The organism is Gemmatimonas phototrophica (assembly GCF_000695095.2).
GTDB lineage: Bacteria > Gemmatimonadota > Gemmatimonadetes > Gemmatimonadales > Gemmatimonadaceae > Gemmatimonas > Gemmatimonas phototrophica.
The window spans coordinates 3772516-3794800 of sequence record NZ_CP011454.1 but is presented as its reverse complement, the minus strand read 5'-3'; the positions used below and the strand labels follow the sequence as shown (position 1 = coordinate 3794800).

Sequence of the window (22285 nt, the reverse complement as noted above, 5' to 3'; positions counted from 1 at the left end):
CGTTTGTACCCTCGGCCTCTCGCGTGCGTGGCTGCGGCTTCAGTGCTCGTCGCACGCGAGCCGTTCGGAAGTCGAGGCACCCCCCAGTGGAAGCCTCGCCTCCCACGCGTGCAGAATGCTATTGAGGTCGAGGTCCGGCGCCAGGAAACAGCCATGCCCATGCCCCGCCAGGATCTGCATGGAGGCGTACGGGGCCAGCGAAGACATGAGCCGTGCCTCGCGGACCGAGGGAATGAGATGATCTTCGTCGGCCGCCAGATACAGCGTGGGCACTCGCAGTGCGTGTAATCGGTGACGGAGATCGTGCTGCATCAGAATGCGGAGCCGATTGAGATACCCGTGCTTGGTTGTCGCGGAGGTCAGCAGCAGAAACTTCTGAATCTCCTCGGCGTGCGTGTGTTTCGAGTGCAGCCGGGCGGCCGTGTATCGCCGCACGAACTGCATGGTGCTCCACGGCACCATCGACAGCCCGGCCACGGCGACCGGGAGCTTGAACGCCGGGGTAATCCGCGAGAACGAATTGAGAATGACGAGGCGCTCCACCTTGTCGGGATGCGCCAGCGCAAAGTTGGTGGCCAGCGCGCCACCAAAGGACTCGCCCACCACCACCGCGGGCGCGTGGTCGGGCACGGCGCGGGCCAGGTGCGATACAATATCTCGCACCAGCGTGTCCATATCAGGCGCCTCATCGCGCAGGCGGTAGGTAATGACACGAAAGCGGTGCGACAGCAGACGCGCCTGCCGATAGAACAACAATCCGGTGCCGTCGAGACCGGGCACGTAGATTAATGGTGGACCCTGTCCCTGCACGTGCAGTCGGGCAGGATCGGCCAGTTCCGGCGTGGAACGCGGGAACGGTGACTCCGCAGCGGTGGAGGATGCGACTGACAATGGCAACGACCTCATGGCGACGTTCGGTCCGCTTTACGTGGGCCGCCTCTTCAGTGGTGCTGCTGGAAACGGTGCTTTTCGCGGCAGCATTCTATCCGGTGCTGCTGGCCTGGCATGCGGTGGCGGCGCACGTGCCTTCCGACACCGCGCGGATCCTGCTGGCCTCCGCGCTGGCCATCCCCGCTTACCTGTTTTTCGCGGTCTCCTTCATGCTATACTCGGCGCTGGCCACCAGGGTTCTGGGGTGGCGCACCGCCGACAACCTGGACCTGCCGCTGAACGAATTCAGCTGGCCCGTGCTCAACTGGGGCCGCTACAGCATGACAATACACGTCGTGCGGGTGTTTGCGGGTCCGGCTTTCCGCTCCACGACCTTCTGGAACCTTTACATGCGCCTCAATGGCGCCCGGCTTGGTCGGCTGGTGTGGGTGAACAGTCTGTCCCTCATGGACCACAATCTCCTCGATTTCGACGACGAGGTGGTGATCGGGTCCGACGTTCACCTCTCCGGGCACGTCGTGGAACACGGACGGCTGAAAACCAAACGGGTCCAGCTGGGCAAAGGGACGGTGATTGGGGTGGGCAGTGTGCTCGGCATCGGGGTCACCTCCGGTCCACACGCGCAGGTGGGGCCACTGTCGTTTGTGCCCAAGCATACGCATCTGGAGGCAGCGTCCACGTATCTGGGGGTTCCGGTGCACAAGCTGCACTAGACGCGCGCACTAGATTTCGTCCTGAACTTTACCGGGACGACTTGTGCGCGAATACCGATTTCAGGCCACGGACGACAGCATTGAAGCACTCCGCAAGCTGCGGGGTGCCTGGCGAGGCATGGCCATCGCTGAACATGAAATCACCGTCGTTCTGCGCGATGGGCAGGCGGTTCGAGTGGGGCTGGATACGGCCGATGTAGAGGGACTCTTCGACGCGTATCGTGTTCGCGCTGAACTGGAGCCCAACCCCGGTATCCTCGGCGTGCCCGTGGAAGACTTCATTGACGGTAACAACGATATCGTGCTCTTCACCGGCATGAGTTGGAGCGAGCCCCACGGCAGCATGAAGGCCGAGGGGATCTCCGAGAACTCGGCGATGGTGTTTTCCGGGCACCCGGGGCAGCTGTCGGAAACCGCCGAGGTGGTATGCATCACTACCGACGCCTTCGTGGTGGCGTCGAGCGTAGGGCGCGGCATGCTCATCCGCACGGGGCTGCGCCCTGGGTCATTGGAAGTGGAGCGCAATCCGGACAAGGTGCGTGCGTTCCTGCTGGAGCGCGGCTACACCGACAGCAGCGGGGAATAGCCATCCCCGGGCCGCCACGCCCCCTTACTTGGGGGCGCGGGTGAAGAGCACGAAATCACCCTTGTCGCGGTGTTCTTCGCCCTTGGCCTTCGAGAGGTCGGCCACCGGAATGGCCGTGAGCACCACACTGGTGGCATTTGGCACGCGCCGCAGGGCGCGCTCCACCGTGCCCAGGCCGTTGTCGCTGTGAAAGGCGCCATCCACCTGAAAGATCACGGTGCCCTTGGGAGAACGCTTGAAGGCGTCCGCAATGGCTTCTCCCATGGCTTCGTCCTTGGCGCACTGCGCCTCGTAAAAACGATCGGTCATCTGCAGCATGGCCGCCTGATCCGCAGCCGTGGGTGGTCCACCGCCCGCGCCGTGCCCCTTCATGGTTTCCGCGAACTTCGCGTAGTAGCTGTCCTTGGGGCATGAATGCTCGCGGGCCATGTATGCGCGGTCGCGGGCATTCATGGTATCGAGCACGGCCAGTCCACGGCGGCTTACCGCACTGGCCAGACGGCGCGGCACGTTGGCGGCAATGACCGGCCATCCGCGCACGCGGGCGAGCTCCACCATGGGGCGGTAATCCGTGGCGTACTTGTCCCAGGGGCGCGCGCCGGCGAGAAAGTTCTCTTCGGAGATGGTGCCAGCCAGGTACTGATCGAGCAGCGGCTGCACGTCGCGCTCGAACATTTCCAGCGTCACCACCACGTTGCTGCGTCGTTCGCCCAGCGCCGCCAGCACGGCATGTTCGGCCGAGTGCGTGGCGGGATCGTTGTGCTGTTCGCCGAAGAAGACCAGATCACGCGACGCAATGGCCGACGCGAACTGCGGGAAGGTGATGAACTGATTGGCCTTCGTGTCGTAGATGCGCAGCGCCGGCGTCGCGTTCATGGACGGCGTGTACGCCCGCTTGCCACCCGGCAGACAAGCTGTGGTGAACAGCGAGAGGGCAGCGAGGACCAACGTCCTGGAATGACGAAGCGACATGCGGGTGTTCCGGGGGAGCGGGACAAAGGCCTGTTGGGCAGTATCTCGAAATTTAGCCTGATCGGCGGTAACGTGTCGCCATGCTTCCCCTGATAGGAATTCTCATTGTCATCGTGGGCTTCGCGCTGCGGTTGAATGCGCTGCTCGTGGTGACGCTGGCCGGCCTCGCCACGGGGCTCGCCAGTGGCCAATCGTTGCCTGACGTCATTGCCGCCTTTGGCAAGGCGTTTGTGGAGAGCCGCTACATCGCCATTGTGTGGCTCGCCTTGCCGGTCATTGGACTGGCGGAACGCTCCGGGCTCAAAGAGCGCTCGCGCGAGGTCATCAGCCACATTCGCGCGGCCACGGCCGGGCGTGTGCTGCTGGTATACCTCGCGCTGCGACAGGCCACGTCGGCACTGGGACTCGTCTCATTGGGTGGGCACGCGCAGATGGTGCGTCCGCTGGTCGCGCCCATGGCCGAAGGAGCGGCCGAGAACACGCACGGCGCGGTGCCGGAGCACACCCGCGAGCGTATCAAGGCCATGGCCGCGGGTGCGGATAACGTGGGCATGTTCTTTGGCGAAGATGTGTTTGTGGCCATTGGCTCCATTCTGCTCATTCGCGGCTTTCTGGAGCAGAATGGCATCACGGTGGAGCCATTGCAGCTGGCCCGGTGGGCCATCCCGACGGCGATCGTGGCGTTCGTCATTCATGGCGCGCGGCTGCTGTTGCTCGACCGACGCATTGCCGCCGATGTGAGCGCGGCGGCCGATGAGCGTGACACGGGGGCACGCACATGATCCGCCTCGAAGCCATTTATGTCCTTATGGGGCTGCTCACCGGCGGTATTGCGATGGTGAATGCCCGCGACGACAGCAACCCGCGCCGCTGGCGCAACACGCTGTTTTGGGGTGTCTATGCGCTGCTGTTTTTTACCGGGTCATACCTCAGCGATCTGACCAATGGGGTACTGGTGCTGGTCATGGTGGGGACGGCGGCAACTGGATTGGGGCAGGGGACGCGTGAGACCGTCACGGCAGCCGATCGGGTGGCGTCTGCGCTACGCTATCGCAACCGGCTGTTTGTGCCGGTGCTGGTGGTGCCGCTGGCCACGTTCCTGGGCAGTCTGCTGCTGAAGGACATCGTCATTGGTGGTCAGCCGCTGGTGGACCCCAAGCAGGTCACGCAAATCGCGTTGGGTGTGGCTACGGTGTTGGGACTGCTCACCGGATTGATCATGCTGCGCCCACCGGTGACCGCGCCCATTGTGGAGGCGCGCCGGCTGATGGACAGCGTCGGATGGGCGGCGGTGCTGCCCCAGTCGCTGGCCGCACTGGGGGCCGTGTTTGCAGCGGCGGGCGTGGGCAAGGTGGTGAGTACGTTGGCCACCACGTATCTGCCGCTGGGCTCACCCTTGGCGGCGGTGGCCGCCTACGCCATTGGCATGGCGTTATTCACCATGATCATGGGGAATGCCTTCGCCGCGTTTCCCGTCATGACGGCGGGGATCGGATTGCCATTGGTGGTGCAGCAGTATGGTGGCGATGTGGTGGTTGTCACGGCCATCGGCATGCTCTCGGGATTCTGCGGTACCCTCATGACGCCCATGGCGGCCAACTTCAACATCGTGCCCGCAGCGCTGCTGGAGTTGCGGGACCGGTACGGCGTGATCAAGGCGCAGGTGCCAACGGCCTTGCTCCTCCTGGCGGCCAACATCGTGTTGCTGTCGCTGTTCGCCTTTCCCCGCTGAGGTGCGTGCGTCATGACGTCGTACTCGCTGACTCCGCCCGTTGCCACGCACTTTGCCCAGCTCGCCCTGTCGCACGTGCGCCGGGAGTATCCCAATAAGCTCGATCATGTGTTGCTGAACACCACCGACGTGCAGGGGCCCGCCGCGCTGCATCCGGTGTTTTACGGCAGCTTCGACTGGCACTCCTGTGTGCACGGGTACTGGGTGCTGGCCACGTTGTTACGGCGCGAGCCCGGCATGGCGTCGCAGCCCATTGCCGCGCTGTTCAACGAGCAGTTCACCACCGGCAACATGGCCACCGAGGTGGCCTACGCCGCCCACCCGTCGCGCGCCGGCTTTGAGCGGCCGTACGGGTGGGCGTGGTTGCTCATGCTGCAGGCAGAGCTCAACCGGCACCAGCACGAGGACGGTCGTCGCTGGGCGGCGGTACTGCAGCCCCTCACCGATGTCTTCGTTGATCGTTTCCTGACATTTCTCCCCAAGGCCACCTATCCCATTCGGGTGGGCACGCACTTCAATACCGCGTTCGCTGTGCGCCTGGCGCTGGAGTACGCCGATGGGGCGGGACTGCGCCCGCTGGCGGCGGCGCTGCGTGAGGCCGCTTTGCGATGGTACGCCAACGATGCGGATTGCCAGGCGTGGGAGCCGGGCGGCGACGACTTTCTTTCGTCCGCGTTGATGGAGGCAGAGTGCATGCGTCTGGTGCTGGACGCCGAGTCGTTTGCTGCGTGGCTGGCGGCCTTTCTGCCGCGCGTGGCGCAACAGCAACCGGGCACACTGTTCACACCGGCGCATGTGAGTGACCGCACGGATGGCAAAATCGCCCATCTGGACGGGCTCAACCTGTCGCGGGCGTGGTGCTGGCGTTCCTTGGCGCACGCGCTGCCGGCGGGCGACCCACGGCAGACCGTAGCGCGCGATGCGGCCACGCAGCACCTCGCGGCCAGTCTGCCGCATGTGGCCGGCGACTACATGGGTGAACACTGGCTGGCCACCTTTGCCCTGCTGGCATTGCTGGCCGACTGACTGGCCCGCCCACACGCTGCGGGAGTGTGGGCCAGCCATGCCGCGCTGTAGTTTGGGGCATGCATCCTGAGACCGCTCTTCTCGTCACGCTGGCCGGCGCCTTTGGCGTGGCGTTCGTCTTCGGTCTCGTCGCGGCCAAACTGCGCATGCCCCCGCTGGTAGGATACCTGCTGGCGGGCATTGCCCTGGGCCCCAGTTCGCCGGGCTTCGTCGTCGATGTCGCCCTCGCCGGACAGCTCGCAGAAATCGGCGTCATTCTGCTCATGTTCGGCGTGGGACTGCATTTCTCCCCCGGTGACCTGATGCGTGTGCGGCACATCGCGCTCCCCGGCGCGCTGCTGCAGATGCCGGTCGCGTTCGGACTTGGTGCGTGGCTCGCGCTGTCGTGGGGCTGGGCCCCCGGGGGCGCGGTGGTCTTTGGGCTGTCGCTCTCCGTGGCGTCCACCGTGGTGGTGCTGCGCGTGCTGGAAGACCGTGGCCTCCTGGACTCGGTGGACGGGCGCGTGGCTGTTGGCTGGCTCGTCGTGGAAGACCTGGCCGTGGTCATTGCGCTGGTCCTGTTACCAGCCGTGCTCGAGGCGGTGGGAAGTACGACATCTGGCGCGGCCGGCAGTGGCGGTCTGGTGAAAGTGGTCGTCGTCACCATCCTGAAAGTGGCCGCGTTCATTCTGCTCATGGGGGCCGTGGGACGGCGGGCGGTGCCGTGGCTCCTCACGCACGTGGTACGCACGGGATCGCGTGAGCTGTTCACGCTCGCCGTGTTGGCCGTGTCGCTGGGTGTGGCGGTTGGCGCGTCGGCACTCTTCGGGGTGTCGTTTGCCCTGGGGGCGTTTGTCGCCGGCGTGGTGATCAGTGAGTCCGACCTCAGCTACCGCGCGGGGGCCGACGCGCTCCCCATGCAGGACGCATTTGCCGTCATCTTCTTTGTGTCGGCGGGCATGCTCATCGATCTGCAGGTGCTGCAGCAGCAGCCCCTCAAGGTGGCGGCCACGGTTGGGGTGATCATCGTGGGCAATGCCGTCGTCTCCACGGTCCTCATGGTGTTGCTGCGCCACCCGTTGGGCGCCTCGCTACGGTTGGGCGCGAGCCTCGGCCAGATTGGCGAGTTCAGTTTTATTCTGGCCGCCCTCGGGGTGTCACTCGGCGTACTCACCGAAGAAGGGCGCAGTCTCATTCTTGCCGGTGCGCTGTGCACGATTGTGCTCAACCCGGCGCTGTTCTGGGTGGTGGGGCGCATTGATGGATGGCTTTCCAGCAAGCCCGCCCTGCTGGACCGCCTGGAGCGGCAAAAAGCACCTCGTCTGATCACCACCGACCTGTGGGCGGTTACCCCGTCCAGGCATGCCATTCTTGTGGGCTACGGGCGGGTCGGGCGCACCATCGGGGAAGCATTCCAGCGTGCCGGATTGCCCTTCATCGCCATCGATCAGGATCGCCGAGTAGTGGACGCCATGCGGATGCTGGGGGTGAATGCCGTGTACGGCGACGCGACACGCCCCGGCATTCTGGACCATACGCACCCCGAAACGGCGCAGCTGCTGGTGATTGCGTCCCCTGACCCGTATCACGCCCGGCACATCATTGAGCTGGTGCGCGCCAAAAACGCGCACATTGACATCATTGTGCGCACCCACGCCGATACCGAGCAGGAGCTCTTTGAGCAGCTCGGCGTCGAGAAGGCGCTCATGGGTGAACGCGAACTGGCGTTCGGGATGGCGTACCACAGTCTGCGATCCGCGGGGTGCGACGATGACCGCGCCGACGACGTGATTCAGCAGCTACGTGGTGGTGGACGCATGCACACGCGCGAATTCACGTCCATGATGCTGGCCAACGAGGCACCACCGCGGACGTGATCAGGCGCTACCCCGCCACAATCCCCGGCCGCCCGTGCTCCACGCGCCACGAACTGGCGGTAGCGATAGGCGCATCGGGTTTGTCCACGAACGGCACACTGCGATAGTCCGCCTTCCAGGTGGTGGTGTCGACCGTGCACTTGATATATCCGCGCCGGTTTTCAAACCACTTGAGATGCGGGTTCTCCCGCTTCATGGCATCGAGGCGCGCCGTCGGAACATCGCTCCCATTGCCCCCTGAAGAAATACTCGTGGCCACAAACTCAGCCGCCACCACTGGACGGTCCGGACGCGCAAAGTCGCTGCGGATTTCGTTCACCCAATTGGTGTGAATGTCGCCGGTAATCACCACCGTGCGGTTGGCGGCACGACGCGCCACTTCGTTCAGCAAACGGTCGCGCGCCACCGGATATCCGCTCCACTGGTCCATCGACACGCGTACGTCGTCGCCAGGCGCCGCATCATACGGGGCCATCATGACCTGCTGCGCCAACACTTGCCATTTGGCCTGCGACGCGCCAAGACCATTCACCAGCCACTGCTCCTGCGCTGCACCGAGCATGCCCCGCTTGGGATCGCGCGCCGTATCGCAAATGGCCTGCGTACCATCATTGCACGCCTGATCGTCGCGGAACTGCCGCGTGTCCATCACCCAGAAGCGCGCCAACGCGCCCCAATCAATCGTGCGCGTGATGGACAGATCAGCCCACGACTGCACCCGTGGCACCCGCACCGGCTGGTGCTCCCACCATGCCTGATACCCGGCGGCTCGGCGCTGCCGCATCTGCTCCACGCTCTCCATGCCGTTTTCTCCCATCAGTCCGGCATAGTTGTTGTCCACTTCGTGGTCGTCCCAGGTCACCACCCACGGGCACCGTTCGTGTGCCGCCTGCAGCAACGGATCGGACTTGTACTGCGCATATCGCCGGCGATAGTCGTCTACGGTTCGTATCTCGAGCCCGACATGCGTGCGCACGTTACGGCTGTTCCCGGCGTATTCGTAGATGTAATCGCCGAGGTGCGTCACCAGGTCGATCTCTTCGCGCGCGAGATGGCCCAGGGCAGTGAAGTGCCCCTGCTCCCAGTGCTGACAGGAGGCCACGGCAAAAGCGAGGGGCGTGGTGGCCCCGCTGGCGGGCGCGGTCCGGAACCGCCCGATCTTGCTGGTGGCCCCCCCCGACATGAACCGGTAGAAGTACCACCGGTCACTGGCGAGCCCCTCCAGATTCACGTGCACGCTGTACGACAATTCCGGGGCGGCGGTCGCGGTGCCTTTCTTCACGATTTTCGTGAACACCTCGTCGTCGGCCAGTTCCCAGGTGACAGTCGTGCGCAGCCCGTTCATCCCCCCTTCGGGTTCCAGCGGACGTGGGGCCAACCGCGTCCACAGTACCCCACCCGATGGGGTGGGATCACCAGACGCGACGCCCAACTGAAACGGGTCGTCGGCGAAGCGGGGACGTGACGTGACGCGCCAGACGTTGGGCACGACGGCGCAGAGCGCGGCATAGCGCGCGAGATCGGAGACGAAGAGGCGACGGTCCATGCTGTAGCCTACGCGCCAAGACCCAAAACGCGAGCCGCGAAATCGCCGAAAACCAAAACGTGTACCGGCGCGTTACGTCCCCATGACCTCTCCTTCGCTTTCCCGGAGCGCCAGTATCGGCGCCCTCACCTATGCGCGGTCGCGTCTCTACCTCGGCATCTCCGGCGTCGGTACCGCCGTCCTGGCGGCCTCCTGCCTGCTGTATTTCAAGATCCCCGCCGTCGGATTTTCCACCAGTGTGGAGCAATCCGTGGGCCGGTCATTGTTCTCCGTGGGACTGTTTTTCATGATGGTGGCCGGCCTGTTCTTCCTGTTCGATCTGATGGGCGGCGCGTGGGTGGTGCGCCGCAAGGACAACGCGCCAATCTGGCTCGCCGGGTGGTTGCGCGGCGTTGCCGTCCAGTGGGTGGTCTGGATGATCACCGCCGCCGCGCTCATGCTGACAGCGCGGGCCGCAGGTGCCGTGGCCACACTGTCGGTATTCGTGGGTATCCAGCTCCTGCTCGCGCTCGGGCGCGGGCGCCTGGCGCGGATCATTGCCCGCTTTGGTGTGCACCCCGTGTCACCGCTCTTTGCGCAGGCTGCTGAACGGGCCGGCCTCGAGCCTGCGCAACTGCTCGTGGTGGACACCCACGATGAAGGTTTTGTGGGCGGGTGGAGCAGCCTGGTTCCCCGCACACTCGTGGTGCCGCGGCGCTGGGGTATGCTTTCGGAGGACGCGCTTACGGCGCAGTTGGCCCGTCGTCAGGCCGTGGCGGTCAGCGGCGCACACCAGCGCGGAGTGTTGGGGGCCATGGCCTTCAACACGGTGGGATTTGTCGTCGTGCAGCAGCTCTCGGCCACAACGCCGGCCACGGCGGCGGGCATCGTGACCCTCATGGCCGGCATGACGCTCTGGGCGTTTCTGGGCGTCCTGGTGCTCCCCACACCATCGCGCGCGGCCGTGTATGCCACCGATGCCACCGTCGCGTCCACTCTCGGCGTGCCGGCCGTGGTCCAGAGCATTGAACTGACCGACAAATGGCAGGATGATGAGCCCACGCGATCCGTCAACGTGGAGCGCATTTTCCATCCGGTTCCGGGGCGATCCAACCGCCTCGCCCGACTCAAGGCGGGTCAGGTGGGATTGGGGGGGCTCCACGCGCACCATCTGGCGCGCCATGCGCTTTGGCTAGGCTGGGGCACCCTGTCCCCTATCTCCCGTGTCGTGCACTGCAACGTAGGGCGGACGTCGCTCTGGGCCATGCTGCCGGGCGACTGACAGGGTACCGCATCCGGTGGCTCGACGAGGTAATTTGGCCCCATGGCAAAGGATCTCGGACCCGCCGTGAAATTTCCGCCGCCCGCACTGTTTGTGGGCGGCCTCGGGGTTGGCGCGCTGCTCGACCGCTTTGGCCGCGTGCCATCGCCCATTCCTGACCATCCCGCCCTGCAAGTCTTCGGAGTCGCGCTGGCCGTGGCCGGTCTCGCGCTGGTATACACTGGGATTCTCACCTTTCGGAAGTTCAGAACCGCCATCTATCCCAATCGTCCCGCCAAGCTGGTGGTCGACCATGGCGTCTATGCGCATACGCGCAATCCGATGTATGTGGGGATGACGGTGTTTTATCTGGGCGGCGTCCTTGTACTGCACTCTCTTGGGGCGCTGGCGCTGCTGCCGGTGGTGTTGTTCGTGCTGCACGCGCAGGTCATTGTGCGAGAGGAGCGCCATTTGCACGAACGCTTTCCGGCGGAGTACGCCGACTACTGTGCCCGAGTCCGTCGATGGCTGTGAGACGCCTCTGTCTGCTGGCGGCCGCGCTGTTTGCCGGGACGGCCACCGCGAAGGCGCAGCCCGTGCCCATGGTGAAGCCCACCGCCGGCATGGTGATCACGACATCCGTGCGCATTGTGCCGGGTGTCTATCGCCTCCCCGGGCGCGTGTCGCTCGACTCCGCACTGCTCACCGTGCGCGGCAACAACATCACGGTTGATTTGCGCGGCGTGACCTTTGTGGGGCAGCCCGCCGACAGCGCTCCCGATGCTGCCCGCGGGACGGCAGTACGGATTGACGGCGGACGCAACATCCGCGTGCATGGGCTCACCGCCCGTGGATATCGCGTGGGGATTCTGGCGCGCAACGTGCGCGCCCTGGTGCTGGAGAACAATGAGCTGTCGTACAGCTGGAAGCCGCGGCTCTTCAGCCTCGTGGAGCATGAAAGCCTGAACGACTGGCTATCGTACCACAAGAACGAGCAGGACGAATGGCTGCGCTTTGGGGCGGGGCTCTATCTGCGTGGGGTCACCGGAGGGCGCCTCACCGGCAATACGGTGCGTCAGTCCATGAACGGGCTGTTGCTGTCGCACAGCGACTCACTCGACATTCGCGACAACGACTTCTCGTACAACTCCGGGCTGGGCATTGGCATGTACCGGGCCAGTTGGCATCGCATCGTGAACAACCGCGTGGACTACAACGTACGCGGTTCCTCGCACGGGTTTTTTCAACGCGGACAGGATTCGGCCGCGTTGCTCATGTTTGAACAGTGCTCCAACAATGTGGTGGCGTACAACAGCATGACGCACAGTGGCGACGGCCTCTTCCTCTGGGCCGGGCAGCACACCATGGACACCGGTCAGGGTGGCTCGAACGACAATCTGTTCCTCATGAACGATTTCAGCTTCGCCCCTACGAATGGGATGGAGGCCACGTTCAGCAGGAACCAGTTCATTGGCAATCGCAGTGAAGGCAGTACGCACGGCCTGTGGGGTGGCTACAGCTATGGCTCACGTGTGGTGGGTAACTGTTTCGCCAACAACCGCATTGCTGTTGCCATCGAGCACGGACAGGACAATACGGTGGGCGGGAATCACTTCGTTGGTGACTCGCTCGCCATCCGCCTCTGGGCTGATTCCATTGAGCCGAGTGACTGGGGCTATCCCAAACACCGTGACACCCGCAGCACCCGGTGGCGTCTGGTCGAGAATCATTTTGTGCGCGTTCCGGAGCGATGGCGTATCGCCAACACCAGCGCGGTAGACAGCGGCCGGAATGTGGTACGCGATAGTGTGGGTGAGCCGTGTGACCCCGCGCGTATTGTGCCCACCACCGCGTGGTGGCGCACGCCGGAAATCCCCAGTGCACCGCTGCGGTGGCCAGCGACTCCGAACGCCGCGCGCGATCGTCAGGCCATCGTGGTGGACGAGTGGGGCCCGTACGACTGGCGTTCACCAAAGTTGTGGCCGCTCGACAGTGTGCGGGCGACGCCGCTGCGACTGCGCGTGCTGGGGCCGGCCGGTCGGTGGCGCGTGGTGGAGCGTCGCGGTGTGGCACGTCTCTCGGCCATGCGGGGAACGGTGGGCGACACGCTATCGGTGGAGCCTGAGGCCGCCGCCCGGGGCGATTGGCGGGTGACCCTCGAATACACGGGAGGCGCGGTGATTTCGCCGCGTGGTCAACGCACGGTGGCGGGCACACCCGTGCGGTTTGCGTACGAACACTTTGAACCCACGCAGCGCTGGAGTCAGCGCGTATTTGCGTTCACCGACAGTACCAACCCGTTCACGGCACCGGCGGCGTTCGACGCGCTCATGAAGGGCGCCCCGTTGTTTTCCCGTGAGGCGCCCCGGCTGGATTGGTTCTGGTCCCGTCCGCGCGACCGCGCGTTCCCCGTCTCGAAGTTCGCCGCCGAGGCCACCAGTGAGATGGTCTTGCCACCCGGCACATATACGCTACGCACTCTGAGCGATGATGCGGTGCGCGTGTGGGTGAACGACACGCTGCGCATTGACCAGTGGACGCCGCACGAGACCTCGCCGGCGTACGCCACCGTGCCGGGCGGCCGCCAGCGGGTGCGGGTGCAGTACGCGCAGGTCAGTGGGTGGGTGGAACTGCGACTCGATTTCCTGCGCGGGGTGGTCCGGCCATCACCTGGGAGCAGCGGCCCGCATTGACCCTGGCCGCTGTTACGCCACGCGTGGGGTGCGCAGATCAATGCCGTGCGACGGCGTCGGCCGGATCATGGGCATGACCGTTTCCATATTGCGGTCCAGCGGCGATCCGTCGGGCTTCGCAATGAAGAGCCAGACGGAGCGGGTGCGTACCGAATAGTACATGCGGAGCAGAACCCGCCGAGGCGTGTCGCCGCACGAAAAGGTGTATTGAAACGTGTCGTCAAGCTTGTGGTCGTCGATCCCCTGCGCAAAGCGACCAAACAGCTCGGGGGCATTCGCGCTCGGACAGATATCCCGGAAGAAATTTCGGCCAATGGGGCGGGGGATTCCTCCCACATGGGACGCCTCCACGCGATTGTACGACCGGACCACGCCATTGGCGTCCAGTTGAATAACCCCATAGGGAATGGCGTCGAGCTCCTCGTGGGACAACCGGTCGAGGAACGGGGCCAGCATTCGGGTGGTGGTATCGAGAGGCATGGAACGACGGAACGGGACGGCAGGCACATCGGGGAGCGATGCCATCGTCGTCGACAGACATGACACTCCCCTAATCAAGGCTCGGAGCGCCGGCATAGGACTTTAGGCCTATGCCGACCGCCGGGACGGTCGATGTGTCACGGTCCCGGCCAGGAGTGTCATGACGGGATGACGAGGACACCGCGGTGACGGCCCGGCGGCGGCGGGCGGGGGAGAATGGCCTCCCTCGTTGCCCCGTGGGCGACGGCCCCCCACATTCCCGCCCCATGTGCCTGTCCTTCCCCGTTTCCTGCCGCCGGTGACCTGCCCATGACCATTTCCTGGATAGACTGGGTCATCGTCCTCATTTCGATCCTGGTGTGCTTTGTCCCGGCGCTCTTCCTTGCCAAGCGCTCCGGCTCCAGCACCACCGAGTTCTTTGCCTCCGGTCGGTCGGTCCCGTGGTGGCTGGCGGGCTTGTCGATGGTGGCCACTACCTTTTCCTCGGACACCCCCAACTGGGTGACCGAACAGGTGCGTCGCTACGGGGTGGCGGGTAACTGGCAATGGTGGGCGTTCGTGCTCACCGGCATCGCCACGGTGTTCTTCTTTGCACGGCTCTGGCGCCGTTCCGGTGTGCTGACGGATCTCGAGTTCTACGAACTGCGCTATTCGGGGCGGGAGGCGTCGCTGGTGCGCGGGTTTCGCGCCGTGTACCTCGGCTTGTTTTTCAATTGCTTCATCATGGGCATGGTGACGCTGGCCGCCTGCAAGATCGCCAACATCCTGTTCGGGCTGTCGCCGTGGCAGACCATTCTGCTGACGGGCGTTCTCAATGTGGTGTTTGCCGCGCACTCCGGTTTGTGGGGGGTGCTCGTCATCGACATGATCCAGTTCTTCATCAAGATGACGGCCGTCTTTGCCGCCGCGTGGTTCTCGCTGGTGGAAGTGGGACGGCGGCTGGGCAACGACGCCAATGGCTGGCTGGGGCTCAAGCTGCTGGTGGGGCGCCTCTCCACGCTGCAGGTGGTGCAGGGGCCCGGGGATGCACAGCCGGTCATGTCGGTCAAGGACGGCGCCGGACAGCCCATTCTCGACATGATGCCCAACTTCAGCATGTCCGAGCTGGCGCTCATGATTTTCATTCTGCCCATCGCCATCAGCTGGTGGGCCAACTGGTATCCGGGCGCGGAGCCCGGCGGCGGATCGTACATCGCGCAGCGCATGCTGGCCAGCAAGTCGGAAAAAGATTCGCTCGGCGGTACGCTCTTCTTCAACATCGCGCACTACGTGCTGCGTCCGTGGCCGTGGATCATCACGGCGCTCTGCTCTATCATCGTCTACCCCGACCTCGCCTCCATCAAGGCGGCGTTTCCCACGGCAGACCCTTCGCTGATCGGACACGACTCGGCGTTTCCGGCGATGCTCAAGTTTCTGCCCGTCGGGTTCGTGGGACTCATGATTGGCGGACTGCTGGCCGCCAACTCGTCCACCATCCTGACGCACCTGAACTGGGGCTCGTCGTATCTGGTGCACGACTTCTATCGTCGGTTCGTGCGCAAGGACGCCCCGGATTCGCATTACGTGAATGCCGGCCGGCTATCGACGCTGCTGTTGTATGTGTTCGCCGCCTTGCTCAGTCTCACCATGAGTTCGGCCCAGCAGGCGTTCCAGGTTCTGCTGTCCATCGGGGCCGGTACCGGGCTGTTGTACATCGCCCGCTGGTTCTGGTGGCGCGTCTCGGCATGGTGTGAAATCGTGGCGATGGTCATGTCGCTGGTCACCTCACTCGCGGTGCCGCGGCTCATGCCCGGTGCCGACTTTGCCACCACGACCATCGTGCAGGTGGGCATTACCACCGTCGCCTGGCTGGTGACGGCCTTTGTGGGGCCGCAAACCGATCGTGCCACGCTGCTGGCCTTCGTGCGCAAGGTGAAGCCGGCAGGACCCGGCTGGACGTCGCAGCGCGCCGAAGCCGGGATCAGCGATCAGGTAGTGGCGGAGGAAAACCGCATGGGGACCTCGCTGCTGGGATGGATCTCCGGATGTGTCGTGATCTGGTCGTCGCTGTTTGCCATTGGCAACTTCCTGTACGCCTCCGGCGATGCGTCGCGGCTCACCGACGCGTGGATTCTGACCGCGGTGTTCGCGGTGAGCGGCTTTGTCCTGCTCGGAGTTACCAGGAAGTTGTGGGCAGAGGCACAGGGGTAACTGCGGAACGGCGTAACGGCGTTATGGGTTATGGGTTAGCGGGTTACCGAGTAACTGCGGGTAACTGCGATACGGGCACCGGGGGCGCTTCGCTTCCGGTGCCCTTCCTTTTTCCTCAGTACGCGTCGTTGACGGCATGCGCGGCGTGCTCGTCGAGGGTGCGAATGAGTCGGCTGAGCATTTTGCAGACGACGACTCGGCTGTTTTCGCATCGCCAGTAGGCCGTCTCAGACATGGCGCCCGCTCGTCTGGCGACTTGCAGGTGTATTGCGACTTCGTCGGCCGAGCCGCGTGCGATGCGCAGAAAGTTCGCAAACTGCGAACGAGAGCCCCGCGCCCCTTCGGCGATGTTCGCCGGCACCGCATCCACGGCGCGCAGTAATTGTGCTCGCAGCCCGGGTACGCGTTCTACCGGCATGAGGAGGCTCTCCCGATGCACCTCCTCCACCATATGCAGCGCCGCGTCCAGCACGCGTAGTTGCGTGGTATTTGACATGCACGACGGTACTACAGGACGCTGAATCCCCTGTCACCGTTTTTATGCACGCATCATCCACAATACGCCGCGATCGCCACTGTGCGAGCAAAACCCCAATGCCGCAGTTACCCGCAGTTACTCGGTAACCCGATAACCCATAACCCATAACGCAGTTACTGCTTTTTCCGTCCCCCTGCGAGCGCCCGATAATACTCCTCCACCATCTGCCGGTACTCCGCCGGCGCGCTCGTGCGCGCCCCGACCGCCGGGCGCCCTTCACCGGTGCCGGCAACGGCACGGTACAGCGAGAACTCAAAGTCCTTGAGTCGCTCCAGCAGTGCCGTCTGCAACTGCTCCACACCCTTCGGGTCGCCGCCGGCGCGGCTGTTCTCCAGTTCGCGCATGGCCTGAATGGCGCGGTCGAGATCCTGCGTGCCCACGCCCTGTGCGGCTGCTTCACGGCGCAGGTCTTCTGCCGTTTGACGGCGCAGCCGCATTTCGCGCGCAAACTGCTCCGCCTCGCCACGAGGCGCTCCCATGGGTGCAGAACCACCCATCTGGCCCATCTCGTTCGTGGGGCGCCCGCCGCCGCGCGCCGCGCCCTGTGCAGCACCACCGGCACGGCCGCCCTGTTGTCCTTGCTGTCCTTGCTGTCCTTGCTGTCCTTGCTGTCCCTGCTGGCCCTGCTGGCCCTGCTGGCCCTGCTGGCCCTGCTGGCCCTGCTGGCCCTGCTGCCCCTGCTGGCCCTGCTGGCCCTGCTGGCCCTGCTGGCCCTGCTGCCCCTGCTGGCCTTGCTGTCCCTGCTGCCCCCCTTGCTGGCCACGCTCGGCCATGCGGTCCCGCAGCGACTCCATGCCGGCGACCAGGTCGCGCGTACGCTCCAACGTGCGCTCCTGCCCACGAGCAGCCGATTCGCCCTGTAGTGACCCGGAGGCGTTCCGTAAGCGCTCCGACACATCGCGCAGGTTTTCGCCAATCTGATTCTCGAACGACTCCGCATACTCCGCGCTGCCGCTGCGCGCGACTTGCTTGGAGAAGTCGATCTTGTCCGCCAGACGCGTATCCCGAATGGCATCGGCAGCGCCGGCGATCTGTCCAGCGGCCTTGGGTTGCTCACGGCGCGCCGCGCGTGACAGGCGATCCGCGTCACTCTCCAGGCGACGCACCTCTTCGCTCAAGCGATCCTTTTGCTGTGCCACCTGCTGCTGCCGCTGCGCCCGTTCACCGGGCGACGCACCCTGCAGCCCCTTTACACTCTCGGCAATCTGCTGCTGCCGCGCTTCCAACTCCTGCGCCTTGTCCGCCAGCTGCTGAATGCCACGGGTGGTGCCCGAAGCGCGCGCGCCCTCGAGATTGCGGGTTGCCCGATTCAGTTCTTCGAGTGCCGCATTGCCTTGCGCGGCCGATCCCGTGGCGGCACGGCGCATGTTGTCTGCCGCCTGCTGCAACTGCTGCGCGGCCCGCTGCAGTTCCTGATTGTCTTCCTCGCGGGCCAGTCGCTCCAGACGACGGGCTTCCTCTTCCGCCTGTTTGGCCAGTTCACGCTGCGCCCCACTGGCACCGCTATTGCCGCTGGGGCTGCCCGACGATTTCCCGCCGGCAGCGGCACTACCACCGGCCGTCGCACCCGCTGCGCCCCCTTCCTGAGCCAGGCGCTGCCGCATGGCCTCGGCCATGCGCTGCATACGTTCGTTCTCCTGCTGCTGACGACTCGCCAGCTGACGCAACCGCTCGAGCGATTCGTCCACCTGCGGCTGCGCGCCATCCTGTGCGCGCTGCTGCTGAACGGTTTCGTACTGGTTGCGCTGCTTGTCGTTCTCCAGTTCAAACAGATCGGCCAGGTCTTCGGCGCGCTGCTGTCCGCCGCCACCACCGCCCCCGCCGCCCCCGCCCCCACCCATCTGTACCTGCACATCGCGATAGAGCGCCTCGGCGCGCTGCAGTCGCTGCAGCGCCCGCTGCTCAGGACCCAGAGCATCATTGCCGCGCACGCGTCCCAGCTGCTCCTCGGCGCCTTTGAGCTCGACGGTGGCCTGCTTCAGCTCCGTGCGAATCTTGGCAAAGGTTGAGTCTTGCGCCGCCACGCCGCGTTCGGCGAGGCGCTGTACCAGCTGGTCCACCTCTTCCCGCAACCGCCCCTCGGCGATGGCCAGCGTGGTCATGTTCTCCCGGCGCTGCTTGTCGCTGGTGCTGGCGCTGTCGCGCAACCAGTTGAAGGTGCCAGCGACGACTTCGCGCTGACGCGCCACAAAGCCATCAGGAGAATCACCCTGTGGTTGCCCACCGCCGCCCTGCTGTTGCTGCTGCGCCCGCTGATCCGACTGACGATAGTCTTTGCCAAAGGGGCGGACTTCGAGGAAGTACACATCACTACTCCCCACCAGACCGGCCCCGTCCTTCGCTACGGCGTGGTATGCCACGAGATCACCGGGCTGCAGCGACATCTCCTCCAGGAACAGCGTGTGCGCGCCGCGGGCATCACGCGGACGACGCGAGCCACTGCCCATGGTCACTTTCTGTTCTGCGCCGCCATTCACGCGATAGCGGAGCTCCAGCGACGTGACTCCCAGATCGTCCGACGCCTGCACGGCAATCGTGACTTCATCGGTATTGGTCACTTTGGTGTCGCGCCCCGGCTCTTCAATGCGCACAATGGGCGCGCGATCGGGGATGGCGTCTACCACATACTCCACGCCACCCGCCACCATGGTGCCATCAGCGGTGGACAGATCCACGTGATAGAACCCGCTCTTCTGTACCGTGAAGCTCCCCACCACGGTGCTGTCGCTCTCCCGTGTCATAGCCACGGCGCGGCCATCATCAAAGCGCAACGAGCCACCAGCCACGGCGCGCGTCACCTTGGCGCGCACTGTCACGGTGGTGCCGACGACTGCGGCCAGGTCTCCTGTATCCTCAATGTGTTCGGCCGGCATGCCACTATAAGCCGGATACCGCAAATCCAGCGACACCCGCGACACTGCTGGCAGGTCGTTCACCGTGAGCGTGTACACCGCCGACTTCACATCGGCCGACTCTACGTAGTACTCGGTGGGCTGCACAATATCGAACAAACGCGAACTGAAGCGCGACGAGTCGGCGTCGGGGGCCATGGGCAGTCGCTGCCATGCGCCTGCGCTATCGCTACGGAACACCAGCTCCGCATTCGAGGCCGCAAAGCCGACCAGTGCGGCTTCCACTTCAATGGCACCACCGCGCGGGACACTCATGTTGCCCGGGGTCACCGACAACATGCGCACCGGCACCGCGGCCTGCGCCGTGCCGAAGGGCATGAAGAGCACGCGGGCGCCGTCTCGCACCGCCTGTGGTCCAAAGATCAGCAGTGCCGCGGCTCCCAGCGACACTGCACCGAAGAGCTGGCCCGCGCGAATCATCTGCGGGCGCTCGAGGGACATCTGCGACTCGAGCGGCCGGATGGCCGTCACGGCCCGCGACATCAACCGCGCCGACAGCGTGGGCGACGGACGATCACGCTCCGGAACATGCGCCTCTTGTACCGCGGTGAGCAGGGCCTGCTTGAGGGCGGGCTCGCGCTCCTCCACGTACAACGCAAACCGTTCGTCGGACGCCCGCCGCAGGAGCGGCATGAGCAATCCACGCACCAGCGCCCCGGCAATGAGCCCATAGCCAACCGCCCGTGCGACCACCGGTCCGGTCTCACTCCCGGCGAACAGGCGCGTCACCAACAAGGCGGACAGCACGGCCAGTACCACCGCAGTGGCCAGCCACACCAACGATTCAACACCCACGCGCAGGCGCCACTGACGACGCAGCGCGCTGAGAATGGTGAGCAACTGCCGATCGGGACTCATGAGCTGTGCTCCGGCTTCATGGCGTGGTTGTGCGAGACGGCGAAACAACACGGCGGGCGGTACCACGGCGGCCACGGGTTGCCACCAGCGTTTCCGCGGCGAGCAGCACCAGCGCCACCACCAACAACAGACGCCACGGCGACTGCCGCCGCTCAAGGTCTTCATCACTTAGCGGCGCATCGCCGGTGGCGCGGGCACTGTCCATTCCTGTCCGCACGCCCAGCAACAGCTCGGTGGTATCCATGGGCGTGAGCACCGACTCGGACGTCGGGACATTGACCGCCAGCAGCGCGCCGGCTTCACCACCCACCCGCTCGCTGTAGCCGCGATACACGCCGGCGTCGGTGAGAAGCACGGCCGCGCCAAGAGAATCGACCATCGGCCGGATCAGTGAACCATCCGGCGCCTCGACCACTGGCGTGGTGAGTGTGCCCGGAACAGCCCACCGCTCGCCGGTCGTGCGCCAGAGCGGCATGGCATCGCGCCCCGAGGCGTGCATCACCAGTTGCCGCACAAAGGGGAGAAACGCCGGCTGCAACGGGAAATCACCACCGCTGTTATCAAGCGGCAGGGCCAGCACCAGCACACGCCCGTCACCTATGCGGCGTTCAACCACCGCCGGCAGTCCATCGTCAAAGCGCGCCAGTACATCCCCCTCGGTCGTCGCATCAAGGCGGGTGTACCGGAACAATCGTACAGCACCCAGAGCATCGGGCACTTCACGGAATGGGGCAAAGAGTGGGTGCTCGGTACGCACGTCACGCAACGTGCCACCACGATCGCTCAACCGATCGGCCGCGCCAGCCACCGTGACCGGCAGCAACGGAGACAGGGAGCCACGACGCGCACCAAGTTGCGGGCCCACGACCACCACCGCCCCGCCACCGGCTTCCAGCCACGACGCAATATTCTCGTTGGGTACAACATCCCAGTACAGCAGTACGCCTGTCCGCGCTGAAGGACGTACTCGACCGGACTCCCGCTCCACGCGAATGGATGGCGCCCGCCCAATGCTGAGTGCCCGCTCCAGAAAGAGGGTCGGCGTTCCACCGCCGCCAATCAGCGTGACCGGCACGTCGTTGTCGCGAGGTACGACCGCCACGAGCGTATCATCGGCGGCCAGCGCATCGGGGGACAGGGCGAGCTGTACCGCCACCGCCCCTTCGGGGGCGGGTACCGGATCAAACGTGACTACAGACTCGCCACTGTTCGAAAGCGTTACGGCCTGCGAGGCGGCTTCACGCCCATTCAGCACCAGACGCACGCTGCGCTGTTGCGGTGCGGTACCCCCATGGCGCTGGATCCGCGCCTTTACGGCCAGCAATGTGCGCTCGCCGCTGAGCACCCGGCGTACATCCACCGCGTGCACCGTGCTGTTCTCCCATTGCTCCGGCCCCACCGCGAGCCCGCGCACCGCAACGCCTGCGGGCAGCTCCACCCCTGCCACCCCTACCGCGCCGGCGCGCTGCAAGTCGGAGATGACGACAATCTCCGCCGCCGCAAAGGGCGCATCGAGCAGCAGCTGACGCGCCACCCGCAGCGCCGGTGCCAGTCGCGTTCCGCGGGGCTGCGGGGAGAGCCCCGCCAAGGCACCACTGGCCGCCGCCTTGTCGGTGGTCAGTCGCTGCCGGGTTTCGGCAACGTCATCGTATGCGACCACGGCCACGCGATCCCCGTTGCCGGAGCGGCCAATGATTGCCCGCGCGGAATCAAGGGCCCGTGCCCACGTCCCCTCGTAGCCCATGCTTAGCGACCGGTCGATCAGCAACACCACCGCTTTGCTGCGGCTATCACCAGCGGCGACCCCGCGCGACCGGAACAGCGGTCGCGAGAACGCGAGGACCAGTAGCGCGAGCGCCAGCAACCGCAACAGCAACAGGGGCCAATCACTTACCCGTTGGCGCTGCTCGGTACGGATGGTGAGCTGCTCAAGGAACATCAGCGACGGAAACGGCTGCGGCTTGTCGCGGTCACGATGCCGCAAATGCAGCAGCAACGGGATGGCCAGTGCCGCCAGTCCGGCAAGGAACGCGGGAACGAGGAAGCCCATGA

The 22285-nt window shown here is 65.2% G+C and carries 17 protein-coding genes; 10 read left to right on the top strand and 7 right to left on the bottom strand.

The features are described from left to right. Positions 1-39 precede the first annotated feature (39 nt). On the bottom strand, positions 40-906 hold the full coding sequence (locus GEMMAAP_RS16030) for an alpha/beta fold hydrolase (RefSeq protein ID WP_082821405.1): 867 nt from the start codon (positions 904-906) through the stop codon (positions 40-42). Here GEMMAAP_RS16030 and GEMMAAP_RS16025 point away from each other — a divergent pair. Then, a complete protein-coding gene (locus GEMMAAP_RS16025; RefSeq protein WP_145979178.1) occupies positions 891-1604 on the top strand; it encodes a hypothetical protein in 714 nt (237 codons plus the stop codon). The genes GEMMAAP_RS16030 and GEMMAAP_RS16025 overlap by 16 nt on opposite strands. A 43-nt stretch (positions 1605-1647) precedes the next feature. Beyond that, the gene (locus tag GEMMAAP_RS16020) at positions 1648-2190 is read left to right on the top strand and encodes a hypothetical protein (RefSeq protein ID WP_026848404.1); all 543 of its coding nucleotides are present in this window, start codon (positions 1648-1650) and stop codon (positions 2188-2190) included. Between the two features lie 24 nt (positions 2191-2214). On the opposite strand, the gene GEMMAAP_RS16015 is transcribed toward GEMMAAP_RS16020, so the two are convergent. Beyond that, a complete protein-coding gene (locus tag GEMMAAP_RS16015) occupies positions 2215-3162 on the bottom strand; it encodes a ChaN family lipoprotein (RefSeq protein ID WP_082821404.1) in 948 nt (315 codons plus the stop codon). 80 nt (positions 3163-3242) lie between these two features. Between GEMMAAP_RS16015 and GEMMAAP_RS16010 the strand changes: the two genes are divergently transcribed. The 4 genes from GEMMAAP_RS16010 to GEMMAAP_RS15995 are packed head-to-tail and all read left to right on the top strand — an operon-like array spanning position 3243 to position 7776. Continuing rightward, positions 3243-3944, top strand: a complete 702-nt coding sequence (locus GEMMAAP_RS16010; protein ID WP_026848405.1) for a DUF969 domain-containing protein — start codon at positions 3243-3245, stop codon at positions 3942-3944. After that, complete coding sequence (locus tag GEMMAAP_RS16005; protein ID WP_026848406.1) at positions 3941-4894, top strand: DUF979 domain-containing protein; 954 nt, start codon at positions 3941-3943, stop codon at positions 4892-4894. Before GEMMAAP_RS16010 ends, GEMMAAP_RS16005 begins: the two co-directional genes overlap by 4 nt. Before the next feature lie 12 nt (positions 4895-4906). After that, entirely contained in the window at positions 4907-5920 is a 1014-nt protein-coding gene (locus tag GEMMAAP_RS16000; protein WP_026848407.1) for a DUF2891 domain-containing protein, read from the top strand. A gap of 59 nt (positions 5921-5979) precedes the next feature. Then, entirely contained in the window at positions 5980-7776 is a 1797-nt protein-coding gene (locus GEMMAAP_RS15995; protein ID WP_026848408.1) for a cation:proton antiporter domain-containing protein, read from the top strand. A gap of 7 nt (positions 7777-7783) precedes the next feature. On the opposite strand, the gene GEMMAAP_RS15990 is transcribed toward GEMMAAP_RS15995, so the two are convergent. After that, positions 7784-9322, bottom strand: coding sequence for an alkaline phosphatase D family protein (locus tag GEMMAAP_RS15990; protein WP_043579385.1), 1539 nt, complete (start codon positions 9320-9322; stop codon positions 7784-7786). 82 nt (positions 9323-9404) lie between these two features. Here GEMMAAP_RS15990 and GEMMAAP_RS15985 point away from each other — a divergent pair, with 82 nt between their 5' ends. Genes GEMMAAP_RS15985 through GEMMAAP_RS15975 form a run of 3 tightly spaced genes read left to right on the top strand, consistent with a single transcriptional unit; the run spans position 9405 to position 13255 of the window. Further along, positions 9405-10583: a hypothetical protein gene (locus GEMMAAP_RS15985; RefSeq protein WP_026848409.1), complete on the top strand. Its 1179-nt coding sequence runs from the start codon at positions 9405-9407 to the stop codon at positions 10581-10583. A gap of 42 nt (positions 10584-10625) precedes the next feature. Continuing rightward, on the top strand, positions 10626-11096 hold the full coding sequence (locus GEMMAAP_RS15980; RefSeq protein ID WP_026848410.1) for a methyltransferase family protein: 471 nt from the start codon (positions 10626-10628) through the stop codon (positions 11094-11096). Then, positions 11087-13255 carry a NosD domain-containing protein gene (locus GEMMAAP_RS15975; RefSeq protein WP_026848411.1) on the top strand — a complete coding sequence of 723 codons (2169 nt, stop codon included), beginning with the start codon at positions 11087-11089 and terminating at the stop codon, positions 13253-13255. Before GEMMAAP_RS15980 ends, GEMMAAP_RS15975 begins: the two co-directional genes overlap by 10 nt. Before the next feature lie 12 nt (positions 13256-13267). On the opposite strand, the gene GEMMAAP_RS15970 is transcribed toward GEMMAAP_RS15975, so the two are convergent. Then, a complete protein-coding gene (locus tag GEMMAAP_RS15970) occupies positions 13268-13801 on the bottom strand; it encodes a hypothetical protein (RefSeq protein ID WP_158514893.1) in 534 nt (177 codons plus the stop codon). A gap of 243 nt (positions 13802-14044) precedes the next feature. Here GEMMAAP_RS15970 and GEMMAAP_RS15965 point away from each other — a divergent pair, with 243 nt between their 5' ends. Next, positions 14045-15925, top strand: a complete 1881-nt coding sequence (locus GEMMAAP_RS15965) for a sodium:solute symporter family protein (protein ID WP_026848412.1) — start codon at positions 14045-14047, stop codon at positions 15923-15925. A gap of 115 nt (positions 15926-16040) precedes the next feature. On the opposite strand, the gene GEMMAAP_RS15960 is transcribed toward GEMMAAP_RS15965, so the two are convergent. From GEMMAAP_RS15960 to GEMMAAP_RS15950, 3 genes are all read right to left on the bottom strand, one after another. Beyond that, positions 16041-16421, bottom strand: a complete 381-nt coding sequence (locus tag GEMMAAP_RS15960) for a four helix bundle protein (RefSeq protein ID WP_082821403.1) — start codon at positions 16419-16421, stop codon at positions 16041-16043. Positions 16422-16576: 155 nt separating this feature from the next. Beyond that, positions 16577-20233 (bottom strand): DUF4175 family protein, encoded by a 3657-nt coding sequence (locus GEMMAAP_RS20785; RefSeq protein ID WP_179947315.1) that lies wholly within the window; start codon positions 20231-20233, stop codon positions 16577-16579. Between the two features lie 16 nt (positions 20234-20249). Further along, on the bottom strand, positions 20250-22283 hold the full coding sequence (locus tag GEMMAAP_RS15950) for a vWA domain-containing protein (protein WP_026848414.1): 2034 nt from the start codon (positions 22281-22283) through the stop codon (positions 20250-20252). Positions 22284-22285: the final 2 nt, after the last annotated feature.

Coding starts and splice junctions, on each gene's coding strand:
- GEMMAAP_RS16025 (WP_145979178.1), top strand. CDS start 891: ATGGCAACGACCTCATGGCGACGTTCGGTCCGCTTTACGTGGGCCGCC.
- GEMMAAP_RS16030 (WP_082821405.1), bottom strand. CDS start 906: ATGAGGTCGTTGCCATTGTCAGTCGCATCCTCCACCGCTGCGGAGTCA.
- GEMMAAP_RS16015 (WP_082821404.1), bottom strand. CDS start 3,162: ATGTCGCTTCGTCATTCCAGGACGTTGGTCCTCGCTGCCCTCTCGCTG.
- GEMMAAP_RS16010 (WP_026848405.1), top strand. CDS start 3,243: ATGCTTCCCCTGATAGGAATTCTCATTGTCATCGTGGGCTTCGCGCTG.
- GEMMAAP_RS16005 (WP_026848406.1), top strand. CDS start 3,941: ATGATCCGCCTCGAAGCCATTTATGTCCTTATGGGGCTGCTCACCGGC.
- GEMMAAP_RS16000 (WP_026848407.1), top strand. CDS start 4,907: ATGACGTCGTACTCGCTGACTCCGCCCGTTGCCACGCACTTTGCCCAG.
- GEMMAAP_RS15995 (WP_026848408.1), top strand. CDS start 5,980: ATGCATCCTGAGACCGCTCTTCTCGTCACGCTGGCCGGCGCCTTTGGC.
- GEMMAAP_RS15990 (WP_043579385.1), bottom strand. CDS start 9,322: ATGGACCGTCGCCTCTTCGTCTCCGATCTCGCGCGCTATGCCGCGCTC.
- GEMMAAP_RS15985 (WP_026848409.1), top strand. CDS start 9,405: ATGACCTCTCCTTCGCTTTCCCGGAGCGCCAGTATCGGCGCCCTCACC.
- GEMMAAP_RS15980 (WP_026848410.1), top strand. CDS start 10,626: ATGGCAAAGGATCTCGGACCCGCCGTGAAATTTCCGCCGCCCGCACTG.
- GEMMAAP_RS15975 (WP_026848411.1), top strand. CDS start 11,087: ATGGCTGTGAGACGCCTCTGTCTGCTGGCGGCCGCGCTGTTTGCCGGG.
- GEMMAAP_RS15965 (WP_026848412.1), top strand. CDS start 14,045: ATGACCATTTCCTGGATAGACTGGGTCATCGTCCTCATTTCGATCCTG.
- GEMMAAP_RS15960 (WP_082821403.1), bottom strand. CDS start 16,421: ATGTCAAATACCACGCAACTACGCGTGCTGGACGCGGCGCTGCATATG.
- GEMMAAP_RS20785 (WP_179947315.1), bottom strand. CDS start 20,233: ATGAGTCCCGATCGGCAGTTGCTCACCATTCTCAGCGCGCTGCGTCGT.
- GEMMAAP_RS15950 (WP_026848414.1), bottom strand. CDS start 22,283: ATGGGCTTCCTCGTTCCCGCGTTCCTTGCCGGACTGGCGGCACTGGCC.